Origin of the sequence: Flavobacterium sp. EDS (assembly GCF_020991525.1) — a bacterium.
Classification (GTDB): Bacteria; Bacteroidota; Bacteroidia; order Flavobacteriales; family Flavobacteriaceae; genus Flavobacterium.
This window is the reverse complement of the sequence record NZ_JAJMOZ010000005.1, coordinates 256326-273318: the sequence shown is the minus strand read 5'-3', so window position 1 is coordinate 273318 and position 16993 is coordinate 256326. Positions and strand designations below refer to the sequence as shown.

Below are 16993 nucleotides of genomic sequence, written 5' to 3'. Positions count from 1 at the left end.
AGTTTTTAGTAAAAGAAACTATTCAAATAAAAAATCCGTTCTGATTATTTTCAGAACGGATTTTTTTTGGTTTTTAAAAGCTACAGAATACCAAAACCTAAGTAGATCTAACCAGTATAACAATCTAAGGGAATCTAGAAAAGTCTAATTTATAATAAAAAAAATCCGCTTAGAAATAACTCAAGCGGATTCAAACAAACCAATTAAAAATTAAGCAAATTTATTTATAAAGAATTGTTTCGTGTTTATAAAACCCCAAGCTCGACCATGCAGGCTTTCATCATCTGATAGGTTCTTTCGATGTCATTATCCAATCCTATTGAAAATCGAATTAAACCATCTGTTAAACCCATTTCGGCTTGTTCCTCTAGCGGAATTTCACTAGAAGTTGAGGTTCCTGGAGCGCTAAATAAAGTTTTGTAAAAACCTAAACTTACCGCTAAATATCCTAAATTTCGTGCCTGCATCAACTCCATTAATTCATTGGCTTTAGCCAGAGAACCAACATCTATTGTAAGCATTCCGCCAAAACCATATTCAGGGTTAATCATTGTTTTGTACAACGCATGACTAGGATGACTTTTTAAACCAGGGTAAACAGTTTTAAGTCCATCTTTTTCAAATTTATCAGCTAGAACATGAGCATTATGGCTGTGTTGTTTGATACGAATATGTAGTGTACGAAGGTTTTTCATTACACTAGCAGAACGTAAACTGTCCATAGTAGGGCCTAAAAGCATACTAGCACCACTATTTACATTTTTCAAACTATTTATGAATTCTTTTGAAGCACAAGTTACACCACCAACAGTATCACTACTACCGTTTATGTATTTTGTTAAACTATGAATCACGATATCAGCACCTAATTTTGCTGGTGAAACCGACAAGGGAGAGAACGTATTATCTACAACTAATTTTAGATTGTATTTTTTTGCCAGACGAGATAATCCTGCAATATCTGCAACTTCTAATAAAGGGTTGCTTACTGTTTCGCAATATAAAACTTTAGTTTCAGGAGTGATTGCAGCTTCTACAACATCTAATTTTGTAATATCTACAAAAGTTGTTTTTATGCCAAATCTTGGTGTGAAATTTTTAAGGAAAGCGTACGTTCCACCATATATAGTTCTACTCGAAACAATGTGATCTCCCGTACTGCATAATTGCATTAGTGTAGGCGTAATTGCTCCCATTCCTGAAGCCGAAACATTTGCAGTTTCAGTTCCTTCCATAGCAGCAAGTGCTTGGTCTAAATAGAGGTTGCTTGGCGATGAGTGGCGGGAATACAAATAACAACCTTCCATATTTCCTTCAAAAGTGTCAAACATTGTTTTTGCTGAAAGAAAAGTATAAGTTGAAGAATCTGAAATTGATGGGTTTACACCACCAAATTCACCAAAATATTGCAAATCCTGAATTTTGTCAGCCGGATTAAAATTTTCCATTGTTATTGTTATTATGAAGAACGAAATAAATTCATCCTCTAGTTACTATTTATATATCATCCAATCTAAGTTAAAGAATCAGGAGCTAATCCCGCTCTTCGCTATATCTTTTCCTTTTTAAAGAAAAAGAAAAAGGATGTCGCTGCTATCGGGGCTATGAAACCCAGTATGTCAGAAATCATATTCAAAATAATGACATATTAGAATAATAATCAATCATAGTCTTTATTTTTAGATTTTTAGACTATAAATTTATATTTTAATAGATTTATTGTCTAAATTTGATTTTGAAATATGATTAAAACAGATTATTTTTCAGTCTATAAACCAATCGCTTATGATATTAGATTCCATTGATAAAAAACTACTATTGTTACTCCAAACAGATAGCAAGAAAACAACCAAAGAATTGTCTTTAAAATTAGATCTTTCGGTAACAGCAGTTTATGAGCGAATAAAAAAACTAGAACGAGAAGGAATCATTCATAAATATGTAGCCTTAGTAGATAAATCTAAAATAGAAAAAGGATTCGTAGTTTTTTGTCATCTCAAACTCATTCAGCATACTAAAGAATTTTTAACCAAATTCGAAAGTGAAGTGACTCAGTTAAAAGAAGTTCTCGAGTGCCATCATGTTAGTGGAGATTACGATTACATTCTTAAAGTACTAGTAAAAGATATGGAAGCCTATCGGGAGTTCTTAGTAACCAAACTCACAAACTTACAGCATATCGGCAGTACGCAAAGTACTTTTATGATTAGTGAAGTAAAGAATACTACAGTGATTTCTTTTTGAGTTTTTTTGAAGAATTAAGACACAAACTTATACTTGATTTTGGGAAAATTATAGAAGATGATTCAAAATTAGAAGTTTTGGAAGGAGTTTTTGATGCGATTAATCAAGAAGAAGTTAATTCGGTAATACGTGACGAACACTACAATAGGGTATCAGAAGAGCGTAAAAAATATCTTCCTGAAAAAGCATAGGTAGTAGTTGGGAAGAAGTAGAAAAGAGGTTGAATACTAAGTATGATCTAGTATAACAAACATTTAAAAATACACTTTATATATAAACACAAACTTGTCAGGTTGAGCGGAGTCGAAACCCTACATTGTTCTTCGACTCCGCTCAGGATTTCAAACTTGATAAAAAAAGATGATTAAGAGTATTTACTCTACACTTTGCGTCTTCGCGTTTTTGCGTGAGATTTTTTTAATTCAAAAATCAACAATCAGCGTTTTCTACTAAATCTGAAATAAAATTTAACATTTTTATGTATTTATTACAATAAGTTTTCCATAGTTCAAGAAATCCTGAGAAAAAACTCTAACTTTAAACTTTAAACAAAACTTAATTCCTTAATTTTGTATCGCTAAAAAAATAAAAAATCAAATACTATGAGTTCATTTGACGTAGTCATTATAGGTTCAGGTCCCGGCGGATATGTTTCGGCAATTCGTTGCGCACAATTAGGTTTCAAGACAGCTATAATCGAAAAGTATAATTCGCTTGGAGGAACATGCTTAAATGTAGGATGTATCCCTTCAAAAGCATTATTGGCATCTTCGCATCATTATGCTGAAATCAAACATTTTGCAGATCACGGAATAGAAGTTTCTGGAGATGTAAAAATAAATTTAGAGAAAATGATTGCTCGTAAAAAAGCAATTGTAGATCAAACAGCAGGAGGAGTAAACTTCTTGATGGATAAAAATAAAATTACTGTTTTTAATGGTTTAGGTTCTTTCGTAGATGCGACACATATTGCTGTTGCAAAAGAAGATGGAACATCAGAAACTATTGAAGCTAAATATACTGTTATTGCAACAGGATCGAAGCCTTCATCTTTGCCTTTTATCAAAATTGATAAAGAAAGAATCATTACTTCTACTGAAGCATTAGCATTAAAAGAAGTTCCAAAACACCTTGTTATTATTGGAGGAGGAGTTATTGGAATCGAGCTTGGGCAAGTTTACCTACGTTTAGGAGCGCAAGTTTCTGTAGTTGAATTTATGGACAGAATTATTCCTGGAATGGATGGAGCTTTGTCTAAAGAATTAACTAAAGTATTGAAAAAACAAGGAATGAAATTCTACGTTTCTCATAAAGTAAAATCAGTAGAAAGAAACGGTGATGCTGTTGTAGTTCAGGCTGAAAATGCAAAAGGAGAAACAATTACTTTAGAAGGAGATTATTCATTAGTTTCTGTTGGGCGTCGTCCTTACACAGACGGATTGAATGCTGATAAAGCTGGAGTAAAAATTTCAGACAGAGGACAGGTTGAAGTAAATGACCATTTACAAACAAACGTTCCTAATATTTATGCTATTGGTGATGTTGTTCGTGGAGCAATGTTGGCACATAAAGCTGAAGAAGAAGGAGCAATGGTTGCTGAAATCTTAGCAGGTCAAAAACCACATATTGATTATAACTTAATTCCTGGTGTGGTATACACTTGGCCAGAAGTTGCTGCTGTTGGACAAACAGAAGAGCAAGTAAAAGCTTCAGGAACGGAATATAAAGTTGGAAGTTTCCCATTTAAAGCTTTAGGACGTGCAAGAGCAAGTGGAGATTTAGATGGATTTGTAAAAATCATTGCAGATGCTAAAACTGATGAGGTTTTAGGAGTACATATGATTGGAGCACGTACAGCTGATTTAATTGCAGAGGCTGTTACAGCAATGGAATTCAAAGCATCTGCTGAAGATATTTCAAGAATGAGCCATGCGCATCCAACATTTGCAGAAGCAATAAAAGAGGCTGCATTGGCTGCTACAGATAACAGAGCATTACACGTATAAAAACGTTGTAAAGATTTAATGTGATGTATCTAACATCATATATAAATAAAAACCCGACAATTAATTTAGTCGGGTTTTTTGTTTTTTATGTTCTGTAGAGATGTACCGCAGTGCGTCTAAGGTAGTACGTTTTAAGCAGTAAATACGCTTTTGTAATTATCCCAATATCTGTAGATTAAAAATAGATTTCCTAAAAACAATAAACCAGCAACAGGTAAATTCTCTGGAGTCATAAAATAATTAATAAATAATATGTTTATAGTAATAGGGAGAATTAAAATATTGGCAAGAGTTACATAGCGTCCGGTTACAAAAGCAATACCACAAATTAATTCTATTGATTTTGCTAATGGCATTATATAGGTCGATGCAATTAAACCTACATTGAATGCTTTAAAATTTCCAGTTACTTCGGGTTCAGGCATTAAATGTAAAAAGTAACTCACAGAAGCAAAAAGTAGTAATAGACCAATTAAAGTTCTGATAATAATAGTAGCGATTTTCATGATATAGATGATTTTTATAGGTTGAAAAATACAATTTTTGATATAAAATTGCCTGATTTTAATAATTAGAAAAACGTGTTTAATTATTAAATTATTATGAATTATGTAAACTATTTAGTTTTGTTTTGTAATTTGTTTAATGCTATATCAAATATAGTGATTTTTGTGCTATAAATAAATACATGGTTTGTTATATTTACGAGCCTTTTTTAACATATTTTCTATAAATAAATACTCCAACTGTTCCAATTAAAATAAATGGCCATATACTTAAGAAAAACACAATTATTCCTTGCAATATGTACCAACCACTTTTTAGTGCATCTATAATTTCGATACCAATATTTGGTTTGTACGTATTGTTGTCCTTAATGCTTGCAATTACTTCTTGTTTTAAAGATTGGTTTTGATATAGTTGTAAAGTAATAGTGCTAAAATTAATTTGATCTTTTAAAGATAGTTTCTCGATTTTGCTAGAATCATTTTGTTCTTTTTGTTCAGCAAGAGTATTTTCGGCTTGCATAACATCATTTATTTTTTTGCCTTTGTTGTCAATTGCTTTTTCAATTCTTTTATGATTTTCTGCACTTCTGTTCTGTGCCAATTGATTAGCAAGTAATTTTAAAGAGACATCATCAGCTTTAATAACGCGATAATCCAAAAAATCAATTTGTTTGGCAATTGTTTTTATAACTGTATCAAGTCGCGTGTTAGGGATACGAATCGTTATGTTGTTTATTACAGAGTATTTTGTAGTTTGTAAAGTGCTGTCTTGACTTATTTTAGTTTGTATTTCATCATGAATTGTACTTTGTAAATTAGTGTAAGTAACAAAGCCTCCAAATTTTACAGTTGCGTTTTCAATTGCATAAGTCGATTTAGCTACATTTTTGACTTTAAATTTTATATCAGCTGTTCGAATAAACTGATGACTACTGTCCTTTTTTTCAACAGCAGCTGACGATGAAATAATATCTGTAGTAGAATTAGACGAATCTGAAAGGGAATCTTCAGCGAGAGAATCTGCTTTTTTACAGGAAAATAATATAGTGATGATTACTAATGTAGTCAAACCGAATTTTGCAATTGTTTTCATAGGTGATTGATATAAGTATTGATTAATAAATAGTTTTTTTGTGATAGTTTTTTTTAAAATAGGGTATAAGTAGTTTTCTCTCGATAATCGTTTTAATTTTAGAAATGGGTTATTATGTGGTGTAATAAAAAGCGTGCCAATATTTTTTGAGATTACTTTATCGAAGGAATTTTTTTGTCGTAATTTTGAGGCATTAAAAAAAAACAATTTTTGAGAGTTTCAATTTATAAGGATATTCCAAATCCTGCAGTCTTTAAACAGCAGCTTTTAGTTTGGGCACAACAATACCGAGAAGTTGTTTTTATGGATAGTAATTTATATCCACAAGAATATTCAAGCTTCGATTGTTTGCTGGCTGTTGATGCTTTTACGTCAATAAAAACTGATTTCCATAACGCATTCGAAGATTTAAAACAATACCAACAAACAACCAAAGATTGGCTTTTTGGTTATCTTACCTATGATTTAAAAAATGATATCGAAGAGTTACAATCTTCTAATTTTGATGGATTAGAATTTCCAGATTTATTTTTCTTTCAGCCTAAAAAAATATTTTTACTGAAAGGAAATCAACTAGAGATTCAATATTTATTAATGTGTGATGATGAGATAGTAGGTGATTATAATGAGATTGTAGAACTTGAATCTCAATCTTATATTACGCTTAGTGAAGTTGAGGTTAAGCAACGAATTTCGAAAGAAGATTACATTTCTAAAGTAAATACAGTTTTAGAGCATATTCATCGTGGAGATATTTATGAAGCTAATTTTTGCATGGAATTTTACGCAGAAGATGCGATTATTAATCCGTTAGAAAAATTTGAGAAGTTAAATGAAATATCGCAAGCGCCATTAACTGTATTTTTTAAAAATCACAAGCAGTTCTTATTATCGGCTTCGCCAGAAAGATATATTCGAAAAATAGGAGATCAGATTATCTCACAACCTATTAAAGGAACTTCAAAGCGTTTTGAGGATGCAGTAGTTGATGAGGAATCTAAAAAGCAATTGGAAGCAGATCCAAAAGAACGTGCCGAAAATATTATGATTACCGATTTGGTTCGGAATGATTTATCACATACAGCTCAAAAAGGGTCAGTGAAAGTGGTTGAATTATGCAAAATTTATTCTTTTTTGCAAGTACATCAAATGATTACTACGATTACTTCAAGATTAGATTCACAATATTCAGCAATCGATGTTTTAAAAACTACTTTTCCAATGGGAAGCATGACTGGGGCACCAAAGATTTCGGCAATGAATATCATCGAAAGTTTAGAAGAAACCAAACGAGGTTTGTATAGTGGAGCAGTGGGGTATTTTACACCTGATGGAGATTTTGATTTTAATGTCGTTATCCGAAGTATTTTATATAATCAAGAAAAAAAATACATTTCATTTTCGGTTGGTAGTGCCATAACAGCACAATCGGTTCCTGAAAAAGAATATGCTGAGTGTTTACTCAAGGCAAAAGCCATGCAGCAAGTATTACAGTAGTTAATGAAACTATTTTGTATTTTTAACCAGCCGATTTGTAAAAATAAATTCCAATAAAAGACCTAAATTAAGATATGCTTCAGAAATTTAAAAATCATGTTGCTCAAACATTTCCTTTTTTAGAAAAAAAGAAATTACTCCTAGCTACAAGTGGCGGTTTGGATAGTATGGTTATGGTTCATTTATTTACTCAATTAGATTATGATTTTGCGATAGCACATTGTAATTTTCAATTAAGAGGAATAGAGAGTTTTGGAGATCAGGATTTTGTTAGTTCAGCAGCAACTACTTTAAAATGCCCATTTTTTGTTACCCAGTTTGATACAGAAGCTTTCGCTAAAGATTACAAACTTTCAACTCAAGTTGCAGCGAGGGAATTGCGATACAATTGGTTTTATGAACTTTTAGAAAGCAACGGGTATGATTATATTTTAACAGCACATCATGCCGATGATAACCTCGAAACATTTATAATTAATTTAAGCCGAGGAACAGGATTAGAAGGACTGCTTGGAATTCCGGAGCAAAACGATTCGCTTATTCGTCCTCTTTTACCATTTTCAAGAGAAGAGATAAAACAATATGCTGAGGATAATAATATTGAATGGCGCGAGGATAGCAGTAATGCGTCAAATAAATATTTGCGAAATAAAATCCGTCATGATTTAGTTCCGATTTTAAAGGAGATAAATCCTAATTTTTTGATGGCTTTCCAAAAGACGCAAGAATATTTGCAAGAAGCACAAATTATGGTAGAAGATGCCTCGATTATGGTGTATCAACAAGTTGCGAAAGAAATTAATGATGAAATCCATTTTGATTTAACTCAATTAAAGCGATTAACAAATTATAAATCGTATTTATACCAATGGCTTAAGGAATATGAATTTTCGGCTTGGGATGATATTTATGAGTTGGTTGAAAGTCAGTCGGGTAAGCAGGTTTTTTCGCCAGAGTTTCGATTGATAAAAGATAGAACAACATTAATTTTGAGTCCAATTCCTGAAATAAAGGAAGAAGAGTTTTATATAGACAGCAATGACAAAGAAGTTAATTTACCCTTAAAATTAAAACTCTGTAACGTAGGTCACATAACTATAGACTCAAATAAAGCTATATTTGTTGATTCTGAAAAAATCCAGTTCCCTTTGCTTTTACGTAAATGGAAAGAAGGAGATGTTTTTTATCCATTTGGAATGAATGGGAAATCTAAAAAAGTAAGTAAGCTTTTTAAAGATGAAAAATTATCCTTGGTTGAAAAAGAAAATACATGGATACTGTGTTCAGAAAATCAAATTGTTTGGGTTGTAGGAATCAGACAAGATGAACGTTTTAAAATAGAAAATACTACAAACAAGATATTAAAAATAGAATTACAATAATGAAATCAACCTATCTACTATCAAAACAATTTTGGAATAACTCGATCGTATTTTTATTGCTTTTCTTTTTTGCTTTTGCAAAAGGGAATGCACAAATATTAGAACCAGTAAAATGGACTTCTAAAATCGAGAAAAAATCAGGTAATAATTTTGTATTAATTTTTGATGGAGTTATTGAGAAAGATTGGCACATATATTCTCAATTTACTCCAGATGGTGGGCCACTACCATTAGAAATATCTTTTAAAAATCAAAAAGGGAATTATAACTTGGTTGGCAAAGCCAAAGAAGGAAAAACTAGAACAGCATTTAATGATATATTTGGTGTTAATGAAACTTTCTTTGAAGGGAAAGCGCATATAGAACAAGAAATAACAATTATAAATCCTGATATAAAAACAATCGAAGTCGAATTCGACTTTCAGATTTGTAAAGAGGTTTGTATCAATTTAAATAAGAAATTCTCTATTGCTATTCCAGCTTCATTTAAGATGGATGCAACAGCGCCAGTTGTTAAAATTGATGAAATAAAAGCGGAAGAAACTCCAAAAGATGGAGTAATAGTTGATACTACAAAAACTACTGCAGGTACTGTAATTGAAGATACAGCGAAAGATGATGCAGATGTAACGGTAGATAATCAGGAAATGCCTGAGTCGGCTCCACAAAGAAGTTTATGGTCTATTTTCTTTATTGCATTTTTATCTGGTTTTGCAGCATTGCTTACTCCATGTGTGTTTCCTATGATTCCTATGACGGTTAGCTTTTTTACAAAACAAAGTAAAACTAAGGCTACAGGAATAAGAAATGCAATTATTTATGGTATCTCAATTATAGTAATTTACGTTTTACTTGGTTTCTTAGTATCATGGATTTTTGGTGCTGATGCTTTGAATGCCCTTTCTACAGATGTTTGGTTTAATTTAATCTTCTTTGTTATATTAATTATTTTTGCTTCGTCATTTTTAGGAGCTTTCGAAATTATGTTGCCTAATTCATGGGCAAATAAGGTTGATAAACAAGCAGATAGAGGTGGGGTTATCGGTATTTTATTTATGGCTTTGGCTTTGGCTATTGTATCGTTTTCATGCACTGGACCAATTGTAGGTACACTTTTGTTTGAGGCAGCTACAAATGGTATTATTGGACCAATCGTTGGAATGTTTGGTTTCTCATTAGCATTAGCATTACCATTTATGTTATTTGCAATGTTCCCAGGTTGGTTAAATTCATTACCAAAATCAGGTGGTTGGTTAAATACAGTAAAAGTTGTTCTAGGATTCCTTGAATTGGCTTTGGCATTCAAATTTTTATCAAATGCTGATTTAGTTTTACAATTGCACTTACTAGAAAGAGAAGTTTTTATAGCAATTTGGATTTCAATTTTCGCAGCGTTAACATTATATCTATTCGGTAAGATTACATTACCACACGATAGTCCTTTACAGCATATTTCAGTTGGTCGATTGTATTTAGGACTACTTACGCTAGTTTTTACTGTGTATTTAATTCCAGGACTTTGGGGAGCACCGCTAAAATTAATTAGCGCTTTCCCACCACCACCACAATATAGCGAAAGCCCATTTGGAGTTGGAGGATCAAATAATTCGAATGTTGGTTCAGATAAAGGGTTACCTGATGGTGCAGAATTAGGCCCACACGGAATTATGGTTTTTCATGACTATGAAGACGGAGTAGCTTTTGCTAAATCTATTAATAAGCCTATTATGCTAGATTTTACAGGTTATGCTTGTGTGAACTGTAGAAAGATGGAAAATAATGTTTGGTCGGATGAAAGAATTCTCCCGATACTAAAAAATGATATTGTTCTTATTTCTTTATATGTTGATGATAAAAGAGAGTTGCCTGCAGATAAGCAATACGTAACTGAATCTGGAGATAAAATTATTACAGTAGGTGATAAATGGACTGATTTTATGATTTCTAAATATAAAACGAACACACAGCCATTGTATATTATGACCGATTTAGAAGGTAATAATCTAAACAAAACGAAACCTACAATTAGTTATGTTGGAGCAGATGAATATTTGAAATGGTTAAAAGAAGGTATTTCAAATTTTAAATAATTAAATAAAAGGTGAAGTTAATTCAAAGAAAAAGCACTCTAATTTATACTTAGAGTGCTTTTTTATTTATGTTAGATTAAGAATGTTTTTCTACAAGAATTCTCCATGTTGAGAGATATCTAATCCTAATTCTTCCTTTTCTTCAGTTACTCTTAGAGGTGTAATTTTGTTTACAATAATGAAAAGAATATAAGATCCTACAAAGGCAAAAACAGATACGATCACCATTGCTATTAGTTGATTTGTGAATAATGTTGAGGTTCCAAAAATAAGCCCTTGATTGTCTCCAACGGCTGGATTAATCGCTTTAGAAGCAAAAACTCCAGTTAATACCATTCCTACCATACCGCCTACACCATGACAAGCAAAGACATCTAGTGCATCATCGATTTTTCCTTTAGGAAATTGGCCAACAACAAGATTGCTCACAATCGCGGCAAATGATCCAATAAAGATTGCGTGAGGAATGCTTACAAAACCTGCAGCAGGAGTGATCGCTACAAGACCTACAACTGCTCCAATACAAGCTCCGAGTGCAGACAATTTATGTCCTAAAATTTTATCAAGAAACACCCAAGCCATTGCAGCGGCAGCGGCAGCAACTGTTGTTGTTCCTAAGGCTTGAACGGCTAAACCATTAGCTCCTAAAGCTGAACCAGCATTAAATCCGAACCATCCGAACCATAATAATGCTGTTCCTAGTAATACATAGGTAATACGAGCAGGATTTACTTTTTGAACTTTCCTTTTTCCTAAAAATATGGCTCCTGCTAATGCTGCCCAACCTGCACTCATGTGTACAACTGTTCCTCCAGCAAAATCAAGTACGCCCATTTTAAAGAAAATACCTTCTGGGTGCCAAGTCATATGTGCCAAAGGAGAGTAAATGACTAATATAAATAACACCATGAATAATAGATAGGCCCAAAAACGAACACGTTCTGCAAATGCTCCTGTTATTAAAGCTGGGGTTATAATGGCGAATTTTGCCTGAAATAATGCAAATAACATAAAAGGGATAGTAGGAGCAAGACCCCACGCGGTATTAGTGCCTACGCCTTGAAAAAATAAATTTGAAGTTGGGTTACCTATAATACCTTTTATTGATGGACCAAATGCCAATCCAAATGCAATAACTACCCATAAAATGGTTACAATTACCATTGCCATAAAACTTTGAAGCATGGTACTAATTACGTTTTTCTTGCCTACCATTCCTCCGTAAAAGAAACCTAATCCTGGAGTCATTAGCAATACAAATGCGGTTGCAACAATCATCCAAGCAGTATCTCCAGTATCAAACTTTACAGCTTCAGCAGGAATAGGGTTATCAGACAAGATAAAATTAGAGAGAAAGGTTAGTACCAAAATCGTGATAAGAATCACAGTTAAAATAATTTTTCGCATAGTTGGTTAGTTTTAAATTTTGATAAAAGTATAAAATGATTTAATGTCCCCATAAAAAATAGCACTAACTGTTTTATTTTTATTAAATTTTCATTTACACCCCCTTAATTTTATAGGTATTGATTAAAAACTACGTAAAAATTAAATTTTGCAAATGATAGGTTTTGTTTATTCAGTGTTTGTAGTTTATGATTTAATTAATAATGCACGTTTTTTTATGACGTGATTAGCTATTAATCAAATGTAGAGTATAAGTATTTTTTTTAAAAAAAAAGACCTAAATGAATTACTCATTTAGGTCTTTTGGCTCTGCTGTAAATAGTTCAAACTATTATTAATAACGTTTATTTCTGATTGTATTTTTCTTTGTATTTTTTGTATAATTTAGTTTGATGTGTTTCCAGACTAATCATTCTTCCTTGTATAAAAGCATTAGTAAGTTTGTTGGTTCTCATATCGAGTGCATCACCTTCTGATATAAATAAAGTAGCATCTTTTCCAGTTTCTAGAGTTCCGCAAAGTTCATCTATACTTAATAGTTTAGCGGTATTAGATGTTATTAATTGTAATGCCTGTTCTTTATCTAAACCATAAGCAGCACATGTACCAGCCAAAAATGCTAAGTTTCGTGTATTCATACGCTCATTGTCACCGCTATTTTCTAAGCCAACTAAAATACCTTTATCAGTTAATATTTTAGCCATTTTATAAGGTAAGTTAATGTCTTGATCATCACTTTGTGGCATATCATGAACGCGTTTTAATAGCACACCAATATTATTTTTTTGTAATAAATCAGCAGATTTATAGGCTTCAAAACCACCTACGATAACTACTTTTTTGATTCCATTATCTTGAGTTAATTTTATAGCATCGATGATTTGTTTTTCTTCATTGGCATGAATGAACAAAGTTTGAGTTCCATCAAAAAGCCCTTTCGTCGATTCAAAAATCAAGTTTCTTTCTTTTGGAGCGTCCCCGAAATAGGCTTTAGAATTAATTAAAAAAGCATTGATTTCTTCAATTTGGGGTACATAATCTTTGTTGGCTTCAATAGGGCCTGGCTCAAACCAAGAACCACTTTTTTTAAAGCTAGGAGGGAAATTAAGATGAATCCCGTCATTTTCTTTTAGTATAGCATCTTGCCAGCTCCATGCATCTAATTGTACTATAGATGAGGTTCCAGAAATCCTTCCTCCACGAGGTGTAACTTGAGCTATTAAAATTCCGTTGGGGCGGACAGTTTCTATTACTTTAGACTCAGAATTATAGGCAATAATACTTCTCACATTAGGATTAATACTTCCAATTTCTTCATCGTCATTAGATGATTTTACAGCATCGATTTCTACAAGTCCTAAGGTAGAATTTGGAGCAATAAATCCTGGATAAACATGTTTTCCACTAGCGTCGATTGTAGTATCGTATGCATTAGCAGCAAGTCTGATTGTTTTAGAATCTGCTACTAATGTTATTTTCCCATCTTTAAACCCGATAGCACTATTCTCTATTACAGTTCCGTTGCCTAAATGTGCAGTGGCATTTAGTATTAAAACCGATTTTGTTTGTTTTGGAGCAGGTATTTGTTGTGCTATTATAGTTATTGGCATGCAAAATGCCAATAGTAAAATATATGTCTTTTTACTTATCATAGTTCTCTATTTTTCTATTTGTGAATCTTTTGTTTTTATTGTTCTAAAGTATCACAGTGATATTCTTTTTTTTCTTTCTTTTTCGGTTGTTGTGTTACCGCTCCTTTATTTTTTTCTTGAAGCAATTGACCTATTAACTCGCTTCTTTCTTTTGTAATAGCTAGTTCTTGTTCCGTTTCTTTTTGAATATCATAATATACAACACCTTCAATAATTGTTTTTTCAGCTTTAGCATAAATAGATAACGGATTTGTACTCCATAAGACAACATCTGCATCTTTTCCTATTTTTAAACTACCTACTTTATCATCAATATGTAATAATTTTGCAGGATTCAGGGTGACAAATTTCCAAGCTTCTTCTTCAGATATATTGCCATATTTTACTGCTTTGGCGGCTTCCTGATTTAATCTTCTCGACATTTCGGCATCATCAGAGTTGTAAGCCACTACAATTCCTTCATTGTGCATAATTGCTCCATTAAATGGAATAGCATCATTTACTTCAAATTTATACGCCCACCAATCAGAAAAAGTTGAAGCTCCGACTCCGTGTTCTTTCATTTTATCGGCTACTTTATATCCTTCAAGAATATGGGTAAAAGTGTTTACTTTAAAGTTAAATTTTTCAGTAACATTCATTAACATTAAAATCTCCGATTCTATGTAAGAGTGACAAGTTATGAAACGCTCTTTGTTTATGATTTCGGCAATGGTTTGTAATTCTAGATCTACTCTAGGCGCTTTTCCTTTTTTAGAACCAGAATTGTATTTTTTCCAAGAGGCATCATATTCTTTTGCACGTTGGAAATAATCAGTAAAAACTTGTTCAACTCCCATTCTTGTTTGAGGAAAACGTGTAGGATTTGTGATTCCCCAATTAGATTGTTTTACGTTTTCACCCAGTGCAAATTTGATGAACTTAGGTTGGTTTTTGTATAGCATTTCTTCTGCTGGTTGTCCCCATTTCCATTTTACAATTGCTGAACGACCACCAATTGGATTGGCAGATCCATGTAGTAATTGTGAAATTGTAACACCACCAGCTAAATCTCTATAAATATTGATATCTTCTGAATTTACAACATCTTCAATAGTTACTTCTGCTGTTGAGTTGTGTCCCATTTCATTTACACCATTTGATATAGCAATATGTGAGTGCTCATCAATAATACCACTCGTAATATGCTTGCCTTTAGCGTCAACAACTGTTGCTGATCCGTCAGATAAGTTTTTACCTATAGCAGCTATCTTTCCGTTTTTGATTAAAACATCAGTTTCTTCAAGGATTCCTTCTTTTTCATTGGTCCAAACAGTGGCATTTTTGAATAATATAGTTTGTGCAGTTAATTTTTTTGAATTACCAAAAGCAATGTTTGGGTAAGTAACTGGCATAATTGGGTTTAGTTTTTCTGTTTTAGCAGAATCTTTCTCTGTTACAAAAGGAGCCGTTTTTATGGCTGTCCATTGTACTTCATTGCCATTAGGTAAAACTGCTTTTCCAGAAAGTTTTTGAGAGTTTTCTACAAGTCCAGTTAATCGACTATAATCTGCTTTAGTTGAATCTTTAGATCTTATTAATAGAGTAATCCAATTGTTTGCAGTAGAAAATGTACTAGTTATTTTTTTAGCATCGACAGTTGTTATCTCCGATTTTTGAGCAGTAGCTGTGCCATCTATTTTCCATTTGTAAGTAGTTGAGTCGAAAGTTAAATCGTAATTACCACGAATATCTTTTGCATTAGCATCATTTATAACATATTTACTTCCTTGAACCCAGTTTTCATATAAAATGGTTTTCTCATCAAATATCTCCCCTGAAGTAATTACAAAATTGGCGTAGCTACCATTTTTTAAGCTTCCTATTTCGTTGTTTTTTCCTAATATAGTAGCAGGTACAGTTGTTAAGGCTTCTAATGCTTTTGTTTTATCAAAACCGTATTTAATAGCTTTTATTAAATTGGTTCTAAAATCTTCTGTTTTCTTTAATTTGTCAGTTGTCAAGGCAAAAACAATTCCATTGTCTGAAAGAACCTTTAGGTTCGTTGGTGCTTGATTCCAAAAACGCATGTCGGCTAATTCTATTTGATTAGATTGATATGGATTTGAAACATCATATGCTTCTGGGAAGTTTATCGGAATAATAAATTGTGAATTTGTTTTCTTGATTTCTTCAATTCTTTCAAACTCGTTTCCTGATCCTTTTAAGATATAATTCAATCCAAATTCTTTAGCTATTTTGGCAGCTCTTAAGCTGTTTAACTTGTCTTCTGTAGTAAATATTTGTGTCAATTTTTCGTTATTGGCCAAGGCTTCTAATGATAAATCCTTGGTAGGTGAATTTCCTTTTTTATACCAGTCTAGATCCAAATACATTTGGCGAAGCAATGCCATCATCCCCATTAAAGAACTTGGATAGGCTTGATTAGTCGTTGCGCTTCTGGTAAAGCCAAAATGGTTTGTTGCTTTATTAGATAGTATTCGAGTACTATTTTCAGTATTATTTAGTGCTACTAAAACGCCAGTTCCACGAGCAACTCCGTCAGGGATATGAGTTCCAACTACTCCAAAACCAGCTTTTAATAATTCTTCAGCTTTAGGTTGGTCATATTTAAAGCTTTCGTATGCATTTACTTCAGAACGAATACTTTCATTCCAGTAATATCCAGCTCTTTTAGTATCGTATAACGGGTTGCGTCCTCCAGAATAACCTTTTGGTTTTTCTACTCCAAAAGAAGTATAAATATCGATAAAAGAAGGGTAAATTGTTTTTCCCTCCAGATTAATCGTGACGCTGTTTTTGGGAATAGCGATATTGTTTCCTGCACCAATTACTTTTCCATCTTGTATAAGTAAAGTACCTTTTTCTATTTTTTGTGTTGGAGTTACATAAATAGTTGCATTAGTAAAAACCGTATAATTATTGTTTTTACTGTGAATACTTTCATTATTTGGAAAATAATCTTGGGCGTGTATTTTTGTTAAAAAAGTACTCAAAAAGAGTAGTAATAAGGCTTTTTTCATAAAGATATAGGTTATTTTTTCATAAAAATAGCAAATATTAATACTTAAGCAACTTTAATGCTTAAAATTTATTTTATTTATTTGAACAAG

At 32.3% G+C, this 16993-nt stretch carries 11 protein-coding genes; 5 read left to right on the top strand and 6 right to left on the bottom strand.

Annotation, left to right across the window (positions count from 1 at the left end):
* Positions 1-245: 245 nt before the first annotated feature.
* On the bottom strand, positions 246-1448 hold the full coding sequence (locus tag LPB87_RS10155) for an aminotransferase class I/II-fold pyridoxal phosphate-dependent enzyme (RefSeq protein ID WP_129539310.1): 1203 nt from the start codon (positions 1446-1448) through the stop codon (positions 246-248).
* Between the two features lie 337 nt (positions 1449-1785).
* Between LPB87_RS10155 and LPB87_RS10150 the strand changes: the two genes are divergently transcribed.
* Together LPB87_RS10150 and lpdA are read left to right on the top strand one after the other, a co-directional pair.
* Entirely contained in the window at positions 1786-2244 is a 459-nt protein-coding gene (locus tag LPB87_RS10150; protein WP_129539309.1) for an Lrp/AsnC family transcriptional regulator, read from the top strand.
* Positions 2245-2846: 602 nt separating this feature from the next.
* Positions 2847-4250, top strand: coding sequence for a dihydrolipoyl dehydrogenase (gene lpdA / locus LPB87_RS10145; protein ID WP_129539307.1), 1404 nt, complete (start codon positions 2847-2849; stop codon positions 4248-4250).
* Between the two features lie 131 nt (positions 4251-4381).
* Here lpdA and LPB87_RS10140 read toward each other — a convergent pair whose 3' ends face one another.
* Together LPB87_RS10140 and LPB87_RS10135 are read right to left on the bottom strand one after the other, a co-directional pair.
* Positions 4382-4756 carry a DoxX family membrane protein gene (locus LPB87_RS10140; protein WP_129539306.1) on the bottom strand — a complete coding sequence of 125 codons (375 nt, stop codon included), beginning with the start codon at positions 4754-4756 and terminating at the stop codon, positions 4382-4384.
* A 196-nt stretch (positions 4757-4952) separates the two neighbouring features.
* Positions 4953-5852, bottom strand: a complete 900-nt coding sequence (locus LPB87_RS10135; RefSeq protein WP_230727819.1) for a DUF4349 domain-containing protein — start codon at positions 5850-5852, stop codon at positions 4953-4955.
* Positions 5853-6062: 210 nt separating this feature from the next.
* Between LPB87_RS10135 and LPB87_RS10130 the strand changes: the two genes are divergently transcribed.
* The 3 genes from LPB87_RS10130 (at position 6063) to LPB87_RS10120 (ending at position 10821) form a co-directional block, all read left to right on the top strand.
* The gene (locus LPB87_RS10130; protein ID WP_230727818.1) at positions 6063-7349 is read left to right on the top strand and encodes an anthranilate synthase component I family protein; all 1287 of its coding nucleotides are present in this window, start codon (positions 6063-6065) and stop codon (positions 7347-7349) included.
* 74 nt (positions 7350-7423) lie between these two features.
* Positions 7424-8731: a tRNA lysidine(34) synthetase TilS gene (tilS, locus tag LPB87_RS10125; protein WP_129539304.1), complete on the top strand. Its 1308-nt coding sequence runs from the start codon at positions 7424-7426 to the stop codon at positions 8729-8731.
* Positions 8731-10821, top strand: a complete 2091-nt coding sequence (locus LPB87_RS10120; protein WP_230727817.1) for a thioredoxin family protein — start codon at positions 8731-8733, stop codon at positions 10819-10821. The genes tilS and LPB87_RS10120 overlap by 1 nt, the downstream gene beginning before the upstream one ends.
* A 90-nt stretch (positions 10822-10911) precedes the next feature.
* Here LPB87_RS10120 and LPB87_RS10115 read toward each other — a convergent pair whose 3' ends face one another.
* The 3 genes from LPB87_RS10115 to LPB87_RS10105 form a co-directional block, all read right to left on the bottom strand.
* Entirely contained in the window at positions 10912-12228 is a 1317-nt protein-coding gene (locus LPB87_RS10115; protein WP_129539302.1) for an ammonium transporter, read from the bottom strand.
* A gap of 344 nt (positions 12229-12572) precedes the next feature.
* Complete coding sequence (locus tag LPB87_RS10110; protein WP_129539301.1) at positions 12573-13880, bottom strand: amidohydrolase family protein; 1308 nt, start codon at positions 13878-13880, stop codon at positions 12573-12575.
* Positions 13881-13915: 35 nt separating this feature from the next.
* Positions 13916-16903 carry an amidohydrolase family protein gene (locus LPB87_RS10105; RefSeq protein WP_230727816.1) on the bottom strand — a complete coding sequence of 996 codons (2988 nt, stop codon included), beginning with the start codon at positions 16901-16903 and terminating at the stop codon, positions 13916-13918.
* Between the last annotated feature and the right edge of the window lie 90 nt (positions 16904-16993).

Coding starts and splice junctions, on each gene's coding strand:
- LPB87_RS10155 (WP_129539310.1), bottom strand. CDS start 1,448: ATGGAAAATTTTAATCCGGCTGACAAAATTCAGGATTTGCAATATTTT.
- LPB87_RS10150 (WP_129539309.1), top strand. CDS start 1,786: ATGATATTAGATTCCATTGATAAAAAACTACTATTGTTACTCCAAACA.
- lpdA (WP_129539307.1), top strand. CDS start 2,847: ATGAGTTCATTTGACGTAGTCATTATAGGTTCAGGTCCCGGCGGATAT.
- LPB87_RS10140 (WP_129539306.1), bottom strand. CDS start 4,756: ATGAAAATCGCTACTATTATTATCAGAACTTTAATTGGTCTATTACTA.
- LPB87_RS10135 (WP_230727819.1), bottom strand. CDS start 5,852: ATGAAAACAATTGCAAAATTCGGTTTGACTACATTAGTAATCATCACT.
- tilS (WP_129539304.1), top strand. CDS start 7,424: ATGCTTCAGAAATTTAAAAATCATGTTGCTCAAACATTTCCTTTTTTA.
- LPB87_RS10120 (WP_230727817.1), top strand. CDS start 8,731: ATGAAATCAACCTATCTACTATCAAAACAATTTTGGAATAACTCGATC.
- LPB87_RS10115 (WP_129539302.1), bottom strand. CDS start 12,228: ATGCGAAAAATTATTTTAACTGTGATTCTTATCACGATTTTGGTACTA.
- LPB87_RS10110 (WP_129539301.1), bottom strand. CDS start 13,880: ATGATAAGTAAAAAGACATATATTTTACTATTGGCATTTTGCATGCCA.
- LPB87_RS10105 (WP_230727816.1), bottom strand. CDS start 16,903: ATGAAAAAAGCCTTATTACTACTCTTTTTGAGTACTTTTTTAACAAAA.